The 14,749-nt window shown below is 58.6% G+C and carries 14 protein-coding genes and 2 tRNA genes; 7 read left to right on the forward strand and 9 right to left on the reverse strand.

From position 1 onward, the window contains the following. The coding region (locus BMX80_RS15310) for a transposase (RefSeq protein ID WP_139214171.1) at window positions 1–219 on the forward strand (219 nt) is incomplete at its 5' end. 843 nt (window positions 220–1,062) lie between these two features. Here the strand turns inward: BMX80_RS15310 and BMX80_RS15315 are convergent. Next, window positions 1,063–1,440, reverse strand: coding sequence for a DUF4345 family protein (locus tag BMX80_RS15315; protein WP_071872762.1), 378 nt, complete (start codon window positions 1,438–1,440; stop codon window positions 1,063–1,065). Between the two features lie 141 nt (window positions 1,441–1,581). Between BMX80_RS15315 and BMX80_RS15320 the strand changes: the two genes are divergently transcribed. Beyond that, entirely contained in the window at window positions 1,582–2,022 is a 441-nt protein-coding gene (locus BMX80_RS15320; RefSeq protein ID WP_071872763.1) for a DUF411 domain-containing protein, read from the forward strand. Window positions 2,023–2,115: 93 nt separating this feature from the next. Here BMX80_RS15320 and BMX80_RS15325 read toward each other — a convergent pair. Further along, window positions 2,116–2,192: transfer RNA gene (locus BMX80_RS15325), tRNA-Asp, on the reverse strand. 13 nt (window positions 2,193–2,205) lie between these two features. Continuing rightward, window positions 2,206–2,281 (reverse strand) — tRNA-Val (locus BMX80_RS15330). 155 nt (window positions 2,282–2,436) lie between these two features. Here BMX80_RS15330 and rdgC point away from each other — a divergent pair. After that, window positions 2,437–3,354, forward strand: a complete 918-nt coding sequence (gene rdgC / locus BMX80_RS15335) for a recombination-associated protein RdgC (RefSeq protein WP_074870192.1) — start codon at window positions 2,437–2,439, stop codon at window positions 3,352–3,354. 67 nt (window positions 3,355–3,421) lie between these two features. Here rdgC and BMX80_RS15340 read toward each other — a convergent pair whose 3' ends face one another. Then, window positions 3,422–3,835, reverse strand: a complete 414-nt coding sequence (locus tag BMX80_RS15340; protein ID WP_074870195.1) for a helix-turn-helix domain-containing protein — start codon at window positions 3,833–3,835, stop codon at window positions 3,422–3,424. Between the two features lie 107 nt (window positions 3,836–3,942). Here BMX80_RS15340 and tmpT point away from each other — a divergent pair, with 107 nt between their 5' ends. Further along, the gene (gene tmpT, locus BMX80_RS15345) at window positions 3,943–4,584 is read left to right on the forward strand and encodes a thiopurine S-methyltransferase (RefSeq protein ID WP_074870198.1); all 642 of its coding nucleotides are present in this window, start codon (window positions 3,943–3,945) and stop codon (window positions 4,582–4,584) included. A gap of 48 nt (window positions 4,585–4,632) precedes the next feature. Here tmpT and BMX80_RS15350 read toward each other — a convergent pair whose 3' ends face one another. The 3 genes from BMX80_RS15350 to BMX80_RS15360 all read right to left on the reverse strand — a co-directional run bounded on the left by BMX80_RS15350 (window position 4,633) and on the right by BMX80_RS15360 (window position 7,694). Next, complete coding sequence (locus BMX80_RS15350) at window positions 4,633–6,507, reverse strand: MFS transporter (RefSeq protein ID WP_074870203.1); 1,875 nt, start codon at window positions 6,505–6,507, stop codon at window positions 4,633–4,635. A gap of 111 nt (window positions 6,508–6,618) precedes the next feature. Further along, window positions 6,619–6,942 (reverse strand): AzlD domain-containing protein, encoded by a 324-nt coding sequence (locus BMX80_RS15355; RefSeq protein ID WP_074870206.1) that lies wholly within the window; start codon window positions 6,940–6,942, stop codon window positions 6,619–6,621. Continuing rightward, complete coding sequence (locus BMX80_RS15360) at window positions 6,939–7,694, reverse strand: AzlC family ABC transporter permease (RefSeq protein WP_074870209.1); 756 nt, start codon at window positions 7,692–7,694, stop codon at window positions 6,939–6,941. The genes BMX80_RS15355 and BMX80_RS15360 overlap by 4 nt, the downstream gene beginning before the upstream one ends. 175 nt (window positions 7,695–7,869) lie before the next feature. On the opposite strand from BMX80_RS15360, the gene BMX80_RS15365 reads away from it, so the two are divergent. The 3 genes from BMX80_RS15365 (at window position 7,870) to BMX80_RS15375 (ending at window position 13,429) form a co-directional block, all read left to right on the forward strand. Further along, window positions 7,870–8,550, forward strand: a complete 681-nt coding sequence (locus BMX80_RS15365) for a DUF4336 domain-containing protein (protein WP_074870211.1) — start codon at window positions 7,870–7,872, stop codon at window positions 8,548–8,550. 91 nt (window positions 8,551–8,641) lie between these two features. Continuing rightward, window positions 8,642–12,109: a hybrid sensor histidine kinase/response regulator gene (locus BMX80_RS15370; protein WP_074870213.1), complete on the forward strand. Its 3,468-nt coding sequence runs from the start codon at window positions 8,642–8,644 to the stop codon at window positions 12,107–12,109. 54 nt (window positions 12,110–12,163) lie between these two features. Continuing rightward, window positions 12,164–13,429 carry an MgtC/SapB family protein gene (locus tag BMX80_RS15375; RefSeq protein WP_074870216.1) on the forward strand — a complete coding sequence of 422 codons (1,266 nt, stop codon included), beginning with the start codon at window positions 12,164–12,166 and terminating at the stop codon, window positions 13,427–13,429. On the opposite strand, the gene BMX80_RS15380 is transcribed toward BMX80_RS15375, so the two are convergent. Then, window positions 13,416–13,796, reverse strand: coding sequence for a tetratricopeptide repeat protein (locus tag BMX80_RS15380; RefSeq protein ID WP_083394351.1), 381 nt, complete (start codon window positions 13,794–13,796; stop codon window positions 13,416–13,418). The two genes, BMX80_RS15375 and BMX80_RS15380, sit on opposite strands and share 14 nt — an antisense overlap. A 428-nt stretch (window positions 13,797–14,224) precedes the next feature. Further along, on the reverse strand, window positions 14,225–14,749 hold the full coding sequence (locus BMX80_RS15385) for a hypothetical protein (RefSeq protein WP_074870221.1): 525 nt from the start codon (window positions 14,747–14,749) through the stop codon (window positions 14,225–14,227).

Genomic DNA, 14,749 nt, shown 5'->3' on the forward strand with positions numbered 1-14,749 from the left:
GGCCAGTTGCAAGAGCAAATAGAACGCCTGAAAGCCAAAGTGCGCGCCAAAGTCGAGCATCCCTTTCACGTGGTTAAAAATCTGTTTCATTACCGCAAAACGCGCTATCGCGGTCTGACGAAAAACACGGCGCAGCTGTTCAGCCTGTTTGGCTTCGCGAATTTGCTGCTATCCAAGCGACATTTGATGCGTGCTCACGGGATAAATCCGTCTTGCTGACGGGAAATGGCCTCTACGGAGGCTGCGCTAACGCCAAAAGGCGCTAGTCATGCGGGGAATCGAGCTGGTTTTCTGATTTTGCGCTGCGAATCGGCACTGGTGCTGGTGTGAGGCTTAATAAATCAGCGTTTCCCTAACTGTCAGCGTGTATTTGAGAACACTGATTTCGCCTCCCGGCGACTTACTATTCTTTGCGAAAGAATAGTAAGCACAAGAAACAGTCCCCCCAACATTGGCTCGGCTACGCCGAGTTCCCTCGCTCCAGACTGCTTACAGAGGCCCAGCCCGAAGGGCCATCCATGGCCCATCGGGCTTTGCGCGGCATCCCTGCCGCTTAACCTCTTCCAGCAGCCTTCCACTCGGCCTGCTGGAGGGGGGGCATTGGTGCAGGTCGATGGTTTGGCGGCTTACAAACAAGGCACATGAATTACAAAAGTTTATTTAGCGAAGCCATCACTCAGCGTGCGACTTGCACCAATCGCCCCTTTTATCCGGCTGAGTGCAGGCTGGCTGTAGTGGGGTAAGCCGCAGGGATGCGGCGCAAACGGCGATGGGCTAGGGATAGCCCTTCGCCGTGGCCCCATGAAAGCCTGCCGGAGCGAAGGCATCCAGCGCAGCTGGACCGGATAGCAGGGGCAAGCGCTTTTGGTTACTTTTGGGGCGACTGCCAAAAGTGACTCGCCCGGGAAGGGCGAAACAAAATGCCTCGCCAAACTCAGCAATCAGCTTAACGAAAAAGCTGCGTTTACTTTTTTACGCACTTATACCGAAGCTAAAGCGCGACACCACAATGACTCAGCACGCCAAGCATTCAGCTCGGCGCGCCAGAACAACTAACCTCGCTTACCCACGACGCCCCAGCAAAAACACCGCCAACACCAAGCTCACTCCTTCTAGACCCAGCGCAATGTAATTGAACTGCTGCTCGCCACCGTCGATAAAAATCCCCGCCAAACGCGCGCCAAACATCGCAAAGTAAGCAATACCCAACAGACGCAAAGCGTTAAAACGATCCGCCTCGGTTTTCAGGCTCAGCAGCAAGTACAGCGCCAAACCAATCTCCAGACCGCCGTAGTAAGCGCGCACATCAGTCAGCGCCGCGGTAGTCAGCAAGCCCATACCCGAGAGCTTGGCCATCTCCAGCGGCATAATCAGGTAGGCCAAACCAAAACCCAGCAACGCCAGAGCTTGCAGCAGCAAAAAGGCTTGTTTCAATCGCATCATTTACTCCTTGGTCAGCCCACGCCGCGCGCGAGCAAAAAAATCAGGCCGCCAGCATACCCATGCGCTGATAAAGGTCAAAGCCAACGGACGACTTGCCTGCGTATACTGGCCGCAATGCACACCTTTGGAGACAAGCACATGGCATGGCGTCAACTGGGCATTGCCCTAGGCCTTACCTTAAGTTCACTGGCGGTGAGCGCCAGCGAAGTGATCGACGTGTACCGCAGCGAAAGCTGTGGCTGCTGCAAAGCGTGGATCGAGCACTTAGAAGAGTCTGGCTTTAGCGTGAATGATCACGTCGAAAATGACATGAGCGTGGTCAAACAGCGTCTGGGCGTGCCCTATGCGTTAGGCTCGTGTCACACCGGCGTGTATCAAGGCAAGTTTGTGGAAGGCCACGTGCCAGCCAGCGACATTCTTGCGCTGAAACAACGCAACGACCTGCTCGGCCTCGCCGTACCCGGCATGCCCATGGGCTCGCCCGGCATGGAGATGGGCTCGCGCAAAGATGCCTACGACGTGGTTGGTCTTCGCAAAGACGGCAAAACCGAAGTTATCCAACAGTATTCCGCCGAATAACGCCGCGCAGGCGCTGACTCGCTCAGCGCCTTAGCGTTTTTTCGCCCGCAACGAAAAAAGCCTGAGTCTTGCGACTCAGGCCTTTTGAATTAGTGGCGCAGCGGACGGGACTCGAACCCGCGACCCCCGGCGTGACAGGCCGGTATTCTAACCGACTGAACTACCGCTGCGCATTACCTCGAGTGGTGGGTGGTGACGGGATCGAACCGCCGACCCGCTGCTTGTAAGGCAGCTGCTCTCCCAGCTGAGCTAACCACCCGTTTGCTCTCGAAGTGGGGCGCATTCTAGGGATGCGAATGCCGCTTGGCAACCCCCAAATTTAATTTTTTTTCGTTAAAGCAATAAGTTACGAATCGGCCTTGGCCTCGGGCGGCTAGCTTGGGAATAATGCCTTTTTGTTTTGTGAGTACTGTTATGTGGTTTCGTAACCTGCTGGTGTATCGCCTAACCCAAGACCTGCCGCTGACTGAAGACGGCTTAAACGAAGCGCTGGCGCAAAAGCCGGCCCGCGCGCCCGGCTCGCAGGAGCTTTCCACCTACGGTTTTATTCCGGCGCTGGGCAAGCACAGCGACGCCCTCGCCCATGCCAGCGGTGATTTCTTTTTAGTCGCCGCGCGTAAAGAAGAACGCATGCTGCCCACCAGCGTGGTACGCGATGCGGTGAAAGAGAAAGTCGACGAGATCGAAGCCCGCGACCATCGCAAGGTGTACAAAAAAGAGCGAGATCAGCTTAAAGACGAGATCACCCAAACCCTGCTGCCGCGCGCGTTTATTCGCCGCAGCAGCACCTTTGCCGCGATTGCGCCGAAACAAGGCTGGGTATTAGTCGATGCCTCGAGCGCTAAGCGCGCCGAAGACCTGCTCAGCGCCCTGCGCGATGCCATCGGCAGTCTGCCAGTGCGGCCGCTGTCAGTGAAGATTGCCCCAGCGGCCACCTTTACCCAGTGGGTGAGCGAGCAAGCCGCCAGCCACGATTTTTATATTCGTGATGAGTGCGAACTGCGCGACAGCCACGAAGACGGCGGCATTATTCGCGCTAAGCGCCAAGACCTCGCCGCCGAAGAAATCCAGCAGCACTTGGCCGCCGGCAAGCAAGTCACCCAGCTGAGCCTGGCGTGGCAGGACAAACTGAGTTTTGTGCTCGACGACAAACTCACCATCAAGCGCCTGCGCTTTGAAGACCTGCTGCAAGACCAAGCCGCCGAAGACGGTGGCGACGACGCCGCCGCGCAGATGGACGCCAGCTTCACCCTGATGATGCTGACCTTCAAAGACTGCCTCCCGCAGCTGTTTGAAGCCCTAGGCGGCGAAGAGATCCCCAGCGGCATCTAACCTCGCGGACTAGCTCTGACAAACCTGACAGCCCCTAGCTCGTTCACGCAACGGCTAGGGGTTTGTTTTATGTGCTGGGCGCGCTGTTTTTCCCCGCCCGCGGGCGTCTGCCGGCCAGTTTTAAGATGCGCAAAAAATTTGGGCATTCAAAATGGCTAGGCGCTTGGCACTCTGCCGCGTGGAGCAGGCCATCACGCATACGGGTTAAGCGGCGGATTTGTCCGTTTAGCTCCGCCGCCTTATCGCGCAGCAACTGACGGTCGATTTCGCCGTCGGCACGCTGAAACATCTGCCCAACGTCATCCAGCGAAAAGCCCACTTGGCAGGCCAGTGAAATCAGCGCCAGCTGCTGCAGCACTTGCTCATTAAATTGCCGCCGCAAACCATGCCGCCCGCTCGAGCGAATCAGCCCTTTTTGCTCATAAAAGCGCAGTGTTGATGCTGGTAACCCGGAAAGCTTTGCTACTTCACCTATGTCCATCGCCGCCTCATAAATTCAACTCTTGACCTAAAGTCGACTTGAAGTTGCAGGATAGCCCAACAGCCGCCAAACAGCCTGTTTAGCGGCGCCATTCAACAGAGGTAACTATGCACCTAGACTTTTGGCACGAGCGTTGGGCACGCAACGAAATTGGCTTTCACGAAGGCACACCCAACGAACAACTGCAGCGCCACTTTCACAAACTACAGCTAGCGGCCAACAGCTGGGTGTTTGTGCCCATGTGTGGCAAAACCAACGACATTGGCTGGCTGCTTGAGCAAGGCTATCGGGTAAAAGGTGCCGAGCTTAACGAGGGCGCCGTGCTTGAGCTGTTTGCCCATCTAGGCCTAACCCCCACCCTCACCGAGCACGGCAGCCTCAAGCGCTACAGTGCCGCGGCTGTGGAGATTTATTGCGGGGATATTTTCGCCCTCGACCAAGCCCTGCTGGGCCATATTGACGCCGTGTATGATCGCGCCGCCATCATTGCCCTGCCGGATGCCATGCGCCAGCGTTACAGCCAGCTGCTTATCGACATCACCGAGCAAGCACCACAGCTATTGATTTGTTATGAGTTCGACAAACAAAAGCGCCAAGGTCCGCCCTTCTCGGTAGAGCACGACGAGCTGCAAAGCCTGTACGGCGGCGCGTATCAGTTCCAGCGTTTAGAGCGGCAAATTCTGCCCAGCTATTTACCCGACGATGTCGACGCCACGGCGGTGGCTTGGCTGCTGACTGCCAGCCACTAAACAACCAACGCCCGCTCTGCCTTGCGCAGAGCGGGCGCTATCGCCTAGCTAGCGCAGCTCCCCACGCAACTGACTAACACGCGCTTGCAACGCGGTTCGATCCGCTTCAGTGGCCGGTATCAGCTCACCGGCCACCAAGTTCACCTTCGACCAGAAGCGTTTAAAAAAGCCTTTCTGCGGCGAGTAACTAAAGAAGCTGCCCCACAAGCCCTGCAAAGCCAGCGGAATCACTGGCACGGGGTTGCTGTCCAGAATGCGTTCGATGCCGGCTTTAAACTCGTCAACCTCGCCATCGCGGGTCAACTTACCTTCCGGGAAGATGCACACCAGTTCGCCAGCGGCTAAGTATTCGGCAATTTTTTTGAAGGCCGCATCGTACGTCAGCAGATCTTCACTGCGCCCGGCAATCGGGATTGCCCCGGCGGTACGGAAAATAAAGTTCAGCACCGGCAGGTTGTAGATTTTGTAATACATGACAAAGCGCACCGGCCGACGTACCGCACCGCCGATCAGCAGAGCATCGACGAATGACACATGGTTGCACACCAACACTGCCGCGCCTTCTTCTGGAATGCGCTCAAGGCCCTGATGCTGCACGCGATACAGGGAATGCCCCAGCAGCCAGACCAAAAAGCGCATGCTGAACTCCGGCACCAGCTTGAAGATGTAGCTGTTCACCGCGACATTCATCAGCGACACCACCAAAAACAGCTCGGGGATGCTGATTTCCACCACGCTCAAGAACACAATCGACACCAGCGCCGACAGCACCATAAACAGGGCGTTAAGAATATTGTTGGCGGCGATGACACGGGCACGCTGATCTTCCGCCGTGCGCGCTTGAATCAGCGCGTACAGCGGCACGATATAGAAGCCGCCGAACAAGCCAATGCCCGCGATGCATAACAGCACCGGCCAAGCGCCCGGCTGCGCCAACAGTGCCAGCCAGTCATAGGCGGCCTCTGGCGCAACCACTTGCCCAGACCACCACCACAACAGCAGGCCAAAGACGGTCAAACCGATCGAGCCAAACGGCACCAAACCGATCTCGACCTTGCCGTCACTCATGCGCTCGCAGAGCATCGAACCTAGACCAATGCCCAGCGAGAACACGGTCAGTATCAAGGTCACCACGCTTTCATCGCCGTGCAGCCACACCTTGGCATAGGCCGGAATTTGCGTGAGGTACACCGCACCCAAAAACCAAAACCACGAGTTACCAATCAACGAACGAGATACCGACGGACGCTGGCCTAAACCCATACGCAGAATGCGCCACGATTGGCGGGCGATGTTCCAGTCCAGTGGCAAACTTGGCAGCGCCGCATGGGCAAAGGGAATTGCCCGGCTGCTCAGATAGCCCAACACAGCCACCAACACCACCACACTGGCGATCAGCGCCGCGTACTGCTCGTGCGCCATCAGCACGCCTGCGGTGATGGTGCCGGCGAGAATGGCTAAGAAGGTGCCCATTTCCACCAAGGCATTACCGCCGATTAACTCTCGCTCTTTGAGCATCTGCGGCAGAATCGAATACTTCACCGGGCCAAACAGCGCCGACTGGGTGCCCATCACAAACAGCACACCGAGCATCAGCGGCAAATTGCCCAGCAACAGACCGAGCGCACCGACCGCCATAATCACCACTTCAGCCAGCTTGATCATGCGGATCAAAGCATCTTTGGCGTACTTCTCCCCCAACTGCCCACCGAGGGCTGAGAACAGGAAGAAGGGCAAGATAAACAGCAGCGCACAGAGGTTTACCAACAAGTCCTTGTCGGCATCACTGGCAATGCGGAAGAGAATCACGAGGATCAATGCCTGCTTAAAGGCATTGTCGTTAAAGGCACCCAGCAGCTGGGTTACGAAGAAGGGAAGAAAACGTTTTTTGCCCAACAAGGCGAGTTGCGAGTGTTCGGTCATAGTCCTTTTACCTGTGTGATGGCTTTCCGGCCGTTACCCATTAGATCGCAGCAACAAACCGGCAAGCCACACACAGGGGCAAAATTGTCTATCAGCCCGCAAATCAAGCCGCTAAACGCCCAACCACCACTTAAGCCCACCAAACACCGCGAAGCCGGCTATTAAGGTCAGCAGCAAGTTGCCGGTGCGCGCGGCCAGCAGGCCGGCGGCTAAGGCGCCCATCAGGTGCGCGTTAGTCACACTGAGCTGCACCTCGTCACTTGGTGCGACGGCCATGGGCACGATAATGGCGGCGAACACGCTCACCGGCACATAGGCCAAGCCGCGCTGCAAGCGTGGCGAGAATTGCACGCCGGGCATGGCGAATAAGCTAAAGCGGGTGGCGAAGGTCACCAGCGCCATGCCGAGAATCATCAGCCAGAGTGCGTCGTTCATGCTGCAGCCTCCTCGGCAGGCTTATCTAATAGCAGACCCACGGTGATGCCCACGGCCGTCGCCAACAAGAGGCCCAAGTTATACGGCAAAGTCCGCGCCCATACGGCCACCACACCGGCTGCCGCAGCAGCGGCCCATTGCGGGTAGCGCTTGAGCATAGGCACGACAATGCCGATAAAGCTGGCCACCAAGGCGAACTCTAAGCCCCAGCGGTTTAAGTCCGGCATGGCCTGGCCAAACAGCGCGCCGATTAAGGTGCACAGCTGCCAGCTGCTGAACATGGTCACCACAGTGCCAGCGAAGAACCAGCGACCGTTGTCGCACAACGGGCCGCGATCTAAGCGGCGCAGCATCACCGCATAACATTCATCGGTTAAGCCAAAGGCCAAAAACACCCGCCAACGCAGCGGCAAGTGCTTCACCACCGGCTGCAAACTGGCGCTGTACAGTGCATGGCGCAGGTTAACGATCAGGGTGGTGAAAATAATCACGCCAATACCGGCGCCCGCGCCAATCAGGCCCACGGCAATAAACTGCGCGGCGCCAGCAAACACCAGCAGCGACATGCCTAAGGTTTGCCACAAGGATAAGCCCGCCGCCACGCCCAAGGCGCCGAACAGCAAGCCAAAAGGAATCGCGCCAATAATCAGCGGCAAGGTATCGCGGCTACCCAGCAAAAATTGGCCAAGGCGCGAAGAGGTAGAGGTTACTAAGGCAGAGGAAGAAGGTTCAAAACGCGTGTCGGTATCCATGGTCGGTCACTCATAAACCCCGCAACACCATGTCAACGGCAGCTAACAGTAACAAGCCCACCTCACTGTTAACCGGCACAGTTGCGGTTTAACCGCGCTGTACAGTTGTTAACGATCAGCTACCAGCGGCTATCTGCCTCGTTATACTGAGGCAAAACAACAAGAGGGAAGCCCAATGTCTGGACTCGTTGCTGTCGCAGACGGCCTGTGGATTGCCGCCGCGCCGACGCGCTTTTTATGTTTTGAAGTCGGCACCCGTATGACCTTAGTGCGCCTTGCCGATGGCCGCCTGTGGCTGCATTCGCCGATCCCCATGGATGCCGCACTACTGGCCGAGATCCGCGCCTTGGGCGACGTCGCCTTTATTGTCTGCCCCAATGACTTTCACCATCTGTATGCGCAAGCGGCGGTTGAGGCCTTCCCCAATGCGCAGCTGTTTGGCCCTAAAAGCTTGGCGAAAAAACGTAAAGACCTACGCTTTAGCGCGCACTTCGACGGCCATACGCCGGAGGCCTGGCAAGCCGACTTAACCGCTATTGCGATTAACGGCAGCCTGCTGAATGAAACGGTGTTTTATCACTCGGTCAGCCAAACCCTGATCAGCAGCGACCTGCTGGAAAACTTCCACCACTGCGATCACGCGCCGACCCGCTGGTGGTTAAAGATTGGCGACTGCTATGGCAAAGCCAACTGGCACCGCCTGCTGCGCATCACCTACACCCAACGCAAAGCCGCGCGGCAGAGTATCGACCGCCTGCTGGCCTTGCCGCTTAAGCGCATCATCATCGCCCACGGCGAGCTCATCGAAGACAACGCTAACGAGGTACTGCGCCAAGGCATGGCGTGGTTGAAGTAACACGGTGCCTAAGACCATGGTCGAAGGCCGCAGCCCCGCCCAACCTGCAACACTCTAAGCAACGCTTCGCCCGTTCCCGCAAGGATTCTGCATGACCATCTCCAGCGGCCTGATTGCTCTGGTTGCCCTCACCTACATGGCGGTGCTGTTTGCCATCGCCTTCTGGGGTGACCGTGGCAAACCGTGGTCGCCGCGTTTACGCGCTTGGGTGTACAGCCTGTCGCTGGCGGTGTACTGCACCAGCTGGACGTTTTTCGGTGCTGTGGGCCAAGCCGCCGATCAGCTCTGGTCGTTTATTCCCATCTATTTAGGCCCGGTGCTGCTTCTGCTGTTTGCGCCCAAGCTGCTGACCAAGATGCTGTTGATCAGCAAGCAAGAGAACATCACCTCGATTGCCGATTTTATTGCCGCGCGCTACGGCAAGTCGCAGCTGCTGGCAGTGGTGGTGACGCTGATTTGCTTGGTCAGCATCCTGCCGTACATCGCTCTGCAGCTGAAGGCGATTGTCATGGGCGTAAGCCTGCTGCAAGGCAGCAATCCCGATGCGATCAGCACCTTTGGCCAAGACACGGCCTTGGTGATCAGCCTGATTCTGGCCCTGTTTGCCATCCTCTTCGGCACGCGCAGTTTGGATGTCACCGAGCACCATCGCGGCCTCGTACTGGCGATTGCCTTCGAGTCGCTGGTCAAGCTGCTGGCCTTTATCGTCATCGGCATTTTTGTCACCTACGGGCTTTACGACGGCTTTCAGCATTTAACCAGCGAGGCACAAGCGCAGCCGGCGCTGCGTTATTACTGGATGGAAACCGTCAGCTGGCCGGCGTTAATGGTGCAAACCTGCGTGGCGATGATGGCGATTGTCTGCCTGCCCCGGCAGTTTCAAGTCACTGTGGTGGAAAACACCGAAGTGCGCGATTTGCGTCTGGCGCGCTGGGTGTTCCCCGCTTACCTGATTTTGGCCGCCCTGTTTGTGGTGCCGCTGGCCTTAGCCGGGGCGCTGCGCTTGCCGCTGTCAGTGCTGCCAGACTCGTACGTGATCAGCCTGCCACTGGCAGAAAACCAGCCTTGGCTGGCGCTGCTGGCCTTTATCGGCGGCGCCTCGGCGGCCACCAGCATGGTGATTGTTTCCACCGTGGCGCTGTCGACTATGGTCAGCAACGACATGCTGCTGCCGGCACTATTAAGTCGACAGCGCACCGAGCGGCCTTTCGAGGCCTTCCGCCATTGGCTGCAAACCGTGCGCCGCCTAAGCATCGTGGCGATCATTCTGCTCGGCTACCTGTGCTATCGACTGCTCGACAGTGCCGCCTCGCTAGCCACCATTGGCCAAGTAGCCTTTGCCGCCATCACCCAGCTAGCCCCGGCCATGCTCGGCGCGCTGTACTGGAAAACCGCCAACCGCCGTGGCGTGTTTGCCGGCCTCGCCACTGGCGCGGCGCTGTGGTTTTACAGCTTGGTGATGCCGCTAATTGCACGCGGGTTTGGCTGGCCGCTGCACAGCCTGCCGCTGCTTAATTTGGGCGACAGCCAATGGCTGGGCATCACCCTCGACCCGCTGACGCGCGGCACCTTGATCTCGCTGGCGGGTAACTTTTTGGTGTTTGTCGGCGTGTCGCTCCTGACCCGCACCCGAGTGACCGAACACTGGCAAGCCAGCCGCTTTATCGGCCAAGAACTCAGCCAACGCAGCAGCGAGCCGCGTCCCTTGTTGGCCGTGCAAGTGGCCGATTTGCTGGAGCTGGCCGAGCGCTTTGTCGGCGGCGAACGTGCGCGCGACAGCTTCCGCCGTTTTGCCGCGCGGCAAAATCAGCGCCTCGACGTCCATCAAGCCGCCAATAATGCGTGGATTGCCCACAGCGAACGCCTGCTCGCCGGTGTGCTGGGGGCTTCGTCGGCGCGCGTGGTGCTCAAAGCCGCCATTGAAGGCCGCGAGATGCGCGTGGAAGACGTGGTCGCCATCGCTGGCGAAGCCTCGCAAGTGCTGGCGTTTAACCGTGCCCTGCTGCAAGGGGCGATCGAGAACATCAGCCAAGGCCTCTCGGTGGTGGATAAAGAGCTGCGTTTAGTGGCGTGGAACCGCCGCTACCTCGAGCTGTTCGGCTACCCCGAAGGCCTAGTGCAAGTGGGCCGCCCAGTGGCCGACATCATTCGCCACAACGCCGAGCAAGGCCTGTGCGGCCCCGGCGATATCGACGAACATGTGCGCAAGCGCTTGGCGTGGATGCGCCAAGGCACGCCGCACACCTCCGAACGCCAGCTACCCAACGGCCAAGTGATCGAGCTGATCGGCAACCCCATGCCCGGTGGTGGTTTTGTTATGAGTTTTACCGACATCACCGCCTACCGCGCCGCCGCCCAAGCGCTTAAAGACGCCAACGAAAGCCTTGAGCAGCGCGTTTTAGAACGCACCGAAGCGCTCTCGCAACTAAACCGCGAACTGCGCGACGCCAAAGCCCGCGCCGACTTGGCCAACAGCTCGAAAACGCGCTTCTTAGCCACCGTCAGCCACGACCTCATGCAGCCGTTAAACGCCGCACGCCTGTTCGCCGCCGCGCTGAACCAAAGCGAACTGCCGCGCGAAGCGGCAGACCTCGCGCGCAATCTCGACTCATCGCTACGCTCGGCTGAAGACCTGATCGCCGACCTGCTGGATATCTCACGTCTGGAAAGCGGCCGCATCACCCCCGATAAACACGCGGTCAGCGTGGCCAGCTTGTTCGAGCCCTTGGCGGTAGAGTTCCGCGCCTTGGCACAAGAACAAGGCATCGATCTGCGGATTCAAACCACGCAACTGCGCATCAATACCGACCCCAAACTGCTGCGCCGCGTGCTGCAGAACTTTCTCACCAACGCCTTCCGCTATGCCCGTGGCCGCGTGCTGCTGGGCGTGCGCCGCGAAGGCGACGGCCTGCGCTTAGAGGTGTGGGACAAAGGCCCGGGCATTCCCGAAGACAAGCGCAAGGTGATTTTTGAGGAATTCAAACGCCTCGACAGTCACCAAACCCGCGCCGAAAAAGGTTTAGGGCTGGGGCTGGCGATTGCCGACGGCCTGTGCCGCGTGCTGGAGCATCGCCTCGATGTGCGCTCATGGCCGGGCAAAGGCAGCGTGTTCTGCGTACACGTGCCGCTGGCCTGCCAACAAACCGTGCAACCGCTGCCTACCGTGCGCGACACCAGCCAATCACTCGGCGGCCTGCAAGTGCTGTGTGTGGATAACGAAGACAGCATTCTCGCCGGCATGCACAGCTTGCTATCCCGCTGGGGCTGTCAGGTATGGACGGCGCGCAATCAACTGGAGTGCGAGCACTTGCTGGATGAAGGCGTGCGCCCGGACATCGCCCTCGTCGATTTCCACCTCGATGAAGGGGAAACCGGTACCGCGCTAATGAGCTGGCTACGCACTCGCCTGCAAACCCCGTTGCCGGGCATTGTGATCAGCGCCGATGGGCGTGCCGAGCTGACCGCGGAAATCCACGCGCAAGGTTTGGGCTTCTTACCCAAGCCGGTCAAGCCGGCGGCCTTACGCGCGTTACTCAACCGGCAAAAAGCCGCAGGTTGAGGCCTGCACGCGGGGCTGCTGTAATAAACAAAAGCCCCACGACGGAATAGCCGCATGCCCAACTTGCTCGACATGCTGATCAACTTAGCCCTAGCGCTGGGCATTGGTCTGTTGATTGGCACCGAGCGCGGCTGGCAAGCGCGCAATGAAGACGACATCCGCGTCAGCGCCGGTATTCGCACCTTTGGTTTGGCTGGTTTACTCGGCGGCCTTGCCGCGCTGCTCAGCCACACGCCACTGGGCATCGTCGGTTGGCTGAGTTTGTTTTTCGCTTTTGCCGTGCTGGTGGCGCTGGCTTATTACGGCGACTTACAGCGCAACGGCCAGCAAGGGCTGACCAGCGAGGTCGCCCTGCTGCTGACCTTTCTGCTCGGCAGCCTCGCGGTGTTTGAACACGCCATGCTGGCTGCTGCGGGCGCGGTCGTCACCGCCCTACTCCTCAGCCTTAAGCCGCTGCTGCACAACGCGCTAAAACGTCTTGATGAAGCCGAACTGACCGGCGCGCTTAAATTACTGTTTATCTCCGTGGTGTTGCTACCGGCGCTGCCCAACCAAGGCTACGGCCCGTGGGAAGTTTTTAACCCTTACACCACCTGGTGGATGGTGGTGCTGATCGCCGCACTGGGTTTTGCCGCTTACGTGGCGGTGCGCTGGGTGGGCGAGCAACGCGGCTTATTACTCACCGCCGCGCTGGGCGGGATTGTTTCGTCCACCGCGATGACGCTGACCTTGGCGCGCCTCGGTAAAAGCCCGCGCTTAACGCAAACCTTAGCCTGCGGTTTATTGATTACCTCGTGCCTGATGTTCCCGCGCGTGCTACTGGAAGTGGCGTTGGTCAACCCAAGCTTGTTGGCCGGGTTAACCGTGCCGCTGCTGATCGCCGCCGCCTGTTATTTGGCCGGCGCCTTGTACTGTTTTTGGCACCGCCATGAGGGCAACCACGAACCAGATTCCGATAGCAGCCTGCGCAACCCCTTTGAGCTTGGCCCAGCACTACGCTTTGCCGCGCTGCTGGTGGCGATTTTATTTGCCGTGGAAATCGGTCGACGCTACTTAGGCGATGCGGGGGTGTATTTGGTGGCGGCGCTGTCGGGCAGCACCGATGTGGACGCCATCACCCTGTCGCTGGCCGCCAGCGCCAAAGCAGGCTTGTCGGCCAGTGTCGCCGAACGGGCGATCTTGCTCGCGGTGGTGGTTAATTCGTTGGTTAAGGGCGCGTTGATTGTTGCCATCGCGCCCCGTGCGCTAAGCCGCAAGGTGCTGCCGGCCATGCTGGTCGGCTTGAGCCTAGCGCTGCTCTGGGCGTTTAGCGGCTGGTAACGCGCTGCGCTTGCAGGCTTAGCAACAGGCTCTGCGCCTGTTCGTGGCCTTGTTGGCTGGCCGCTTCCAGCCAGTGACGCGCTTGCAGCACATCCACCGCCTGCTCGGCATTGCCGTTAAGCAGCAACACGCCTAAACGAAACTGCGCGTCGGTATCACCGTGCTGCGCCGCATCGCGCAGCATGGCAATGCCGGCCAAGCGGTCGCGGCCCGAACAGCCGGCAGTGGAGAGCAAATCACCCAAGCGGCTTTGCGCCTCGGTCATACCCAAGCGCGCCGGGCGCTTGAGTAATTGGCTGGCCAAGCGCTGCGCTGGCAGCCCTTGACCTAAACGGGGGTGATCAAGCAACCAGCGCGCGCAGGTCATGGAGACTTGAAAGCGCAGCGGCGCCTTTGAAGCTTTAGCAATAACGTCAGTGCTTTTCATGCAGTTCGGCAATTCATGCAATGTGACTGGCCGCGCACTTTACGCCTTTTTTCGCCAAGGTAAACCCCCCAATTAGGCGAAGACCCCCACGCCAGAGCGCCTGCTCGGGACAATCCACAGAACCTGTGGATAACTCGGTGGAAAAGATGACCATAACCCGAGCCACGCCCCGATTTTTCGGGCTTTAGAACAAATTGCCTAATTTTTAACCAATCTTTTAAGCCTTTTAAAATCAACAACTTACAAAGCATTCCAAGCAAAACAAGGACTTATGCAAAAGATTGACAGCCTTGTGACAGGCATGCTTGCCAATGTGCACAACTGCACAGTCACAAAGCACGCAGGCGCACCATTTTGGCCCTAACGCCTCACTCTGCAGCACTGGTCGGCAAGCCCTGCCCTTGTGGCTTGTCTGGCTGCGCTTGGCTGTATTCCCGGGTACCCATCAACCAATCGAACCACGGTTTAGTCACGCACCAATTGGCATTCGGGTTAGGGCCCATGTGGTGATCCCAGTGCCAACGCAGTTTGCGTTTAGCCCACGCAGGCTGTTCGTGCGAACGGCGGTGGCAGTAGTAATAATTCGCCGCGCAGTACCACAAGGTAATCACCAGATACGGTGCAACCCAGAGCAAGGGGATTAACGCTAGGCTGGCAGCAATCAGCGCCCAGGCTTCTTTACCTTGCGCATGCCAGCCCAAGGCAAAGCGTTGGTAGCAAGGGTCGTGAAAATCATGCCGGCGCGCATTGCGATGGTGCTCATGCCAATGAAAACTCCAGAAGGTGCCACGCCGCTTGCCCAAGCCGTGCAGCACATATTTGTGCATCGTCCACTCCACACCATTGGCCAGTAGCAGGCCGCCAACCACGCTTGCGAGGATTTCCAGCCACAT

The sequence above is a fragment of the Atopomonas hussainii genome (assembly GCF_900109735.1).
Lineage (GTDB): Bacteria > Pseudomonadota > Gammaproteobacteria > Pseudomonadales > Pseudomonadaceae > Atopomonas > Atopomonas hussainii.

What these genes read in the sequence shown, in the direction of transcription:
- BMX80_RS15315 (WP_071872762.1), bottom strand. Translation starts at nt 1,440, where the DNA reads ATGCGATTGAAACAAGCCTTTTTGCTGCTGCAAGCTCTGGCGTTGCTG.
- BMX80_RS15320 (WP_071872763.1), top strand. Translation starts at nt 1,582, where the DNA reads ATGGCATGGCGTCAACTGGGCATTGCCCTAGGCCTTACCTTAAGTTCA.
- rdgC (WP_074870192.1), top strand. Translation starts at nt 2,437, where the DNA reads ATGTGGTTTCGTAACCTGCTGGTGTATCGCCTAACCCAAGACCTGCCG.
- BMX80_RS15340 (WP_074870195.1), bottom strand. Translation starts at nt 3,835, where the DNA reads ATGGACATAGGTGAAGTAGCAAAGCTTTCCGGGTTACCAGCATCAACA.
- tmpT (WP_074870198.1), top strand. Translation starts at nt 3,943, where the DNA reads ATGCACCTAGACTTTTGGCACGAGCGTTGGGCACGCAACGAAATTGGC.
- BMX80_RS15350 (WP_074870203.1), bottom strand. Translation starts at nt 6,507, where the DNA reads ATGACCGAACACTCGCAACTCGCCTTGTTGGGCAAAAAACGTTTTCTT.
- BMX80_RS15355 (WP_074870206.1), bottom strand. Translation starts at nt 6,942, where the DNA reads ATGAACGACGCACTCTGGCTGATGATTCTCGGCATGGCGCTGGTGACC.
- BMX80_RS15360 (WP_074870209.1), bottom strand. Translation starts at nt 7,694, where the DNA reads ATGGATACCGACACGCGTTTTGAACCTTCTTCCTCTGCCTTAGTAACC.
- BMX80_RS15365 (WP_074870211.1), top strand. Translation starts at nt 7,870, where the DNA reads ATGTCTGGACTCGTTGCTGTCGCAGACGGCCTGTGGATTGCCGCCGCG.
- BMX80_RS15370 (WP_074870213.1), top strand. Translation starts at nt 8,642, where the DNA reads ATGACCATCTCCAGCGGCCTGATTGCTCTGGTTGCCCTCACCTACATG.
- BMX80_RS15375 (WP_074870216.1), top strand. Translation starts at nt 12,164, where the DNA reads ATGCCCAACTTGCTCGACATGCTGATCAACTTAGCCCTAGCGCTGGGC.
- BMX80_RS15380 (WP_083394351.1), bottom strand. Translation starts at nt 13,796, where the DNA reads ATGACCTGCGCGCGCTGGTTGCTTGATCACCCCCGTTTAGGTCAAGGG.
- BMX80_RS15385 (WP_074870221.1), bottom strand. Translation starts at nt 14,749, where the DNA reads ATGTGGCTGGAAATCCTCGCAAGCGTGGTTGGCGGCCTGCTACTGGCC.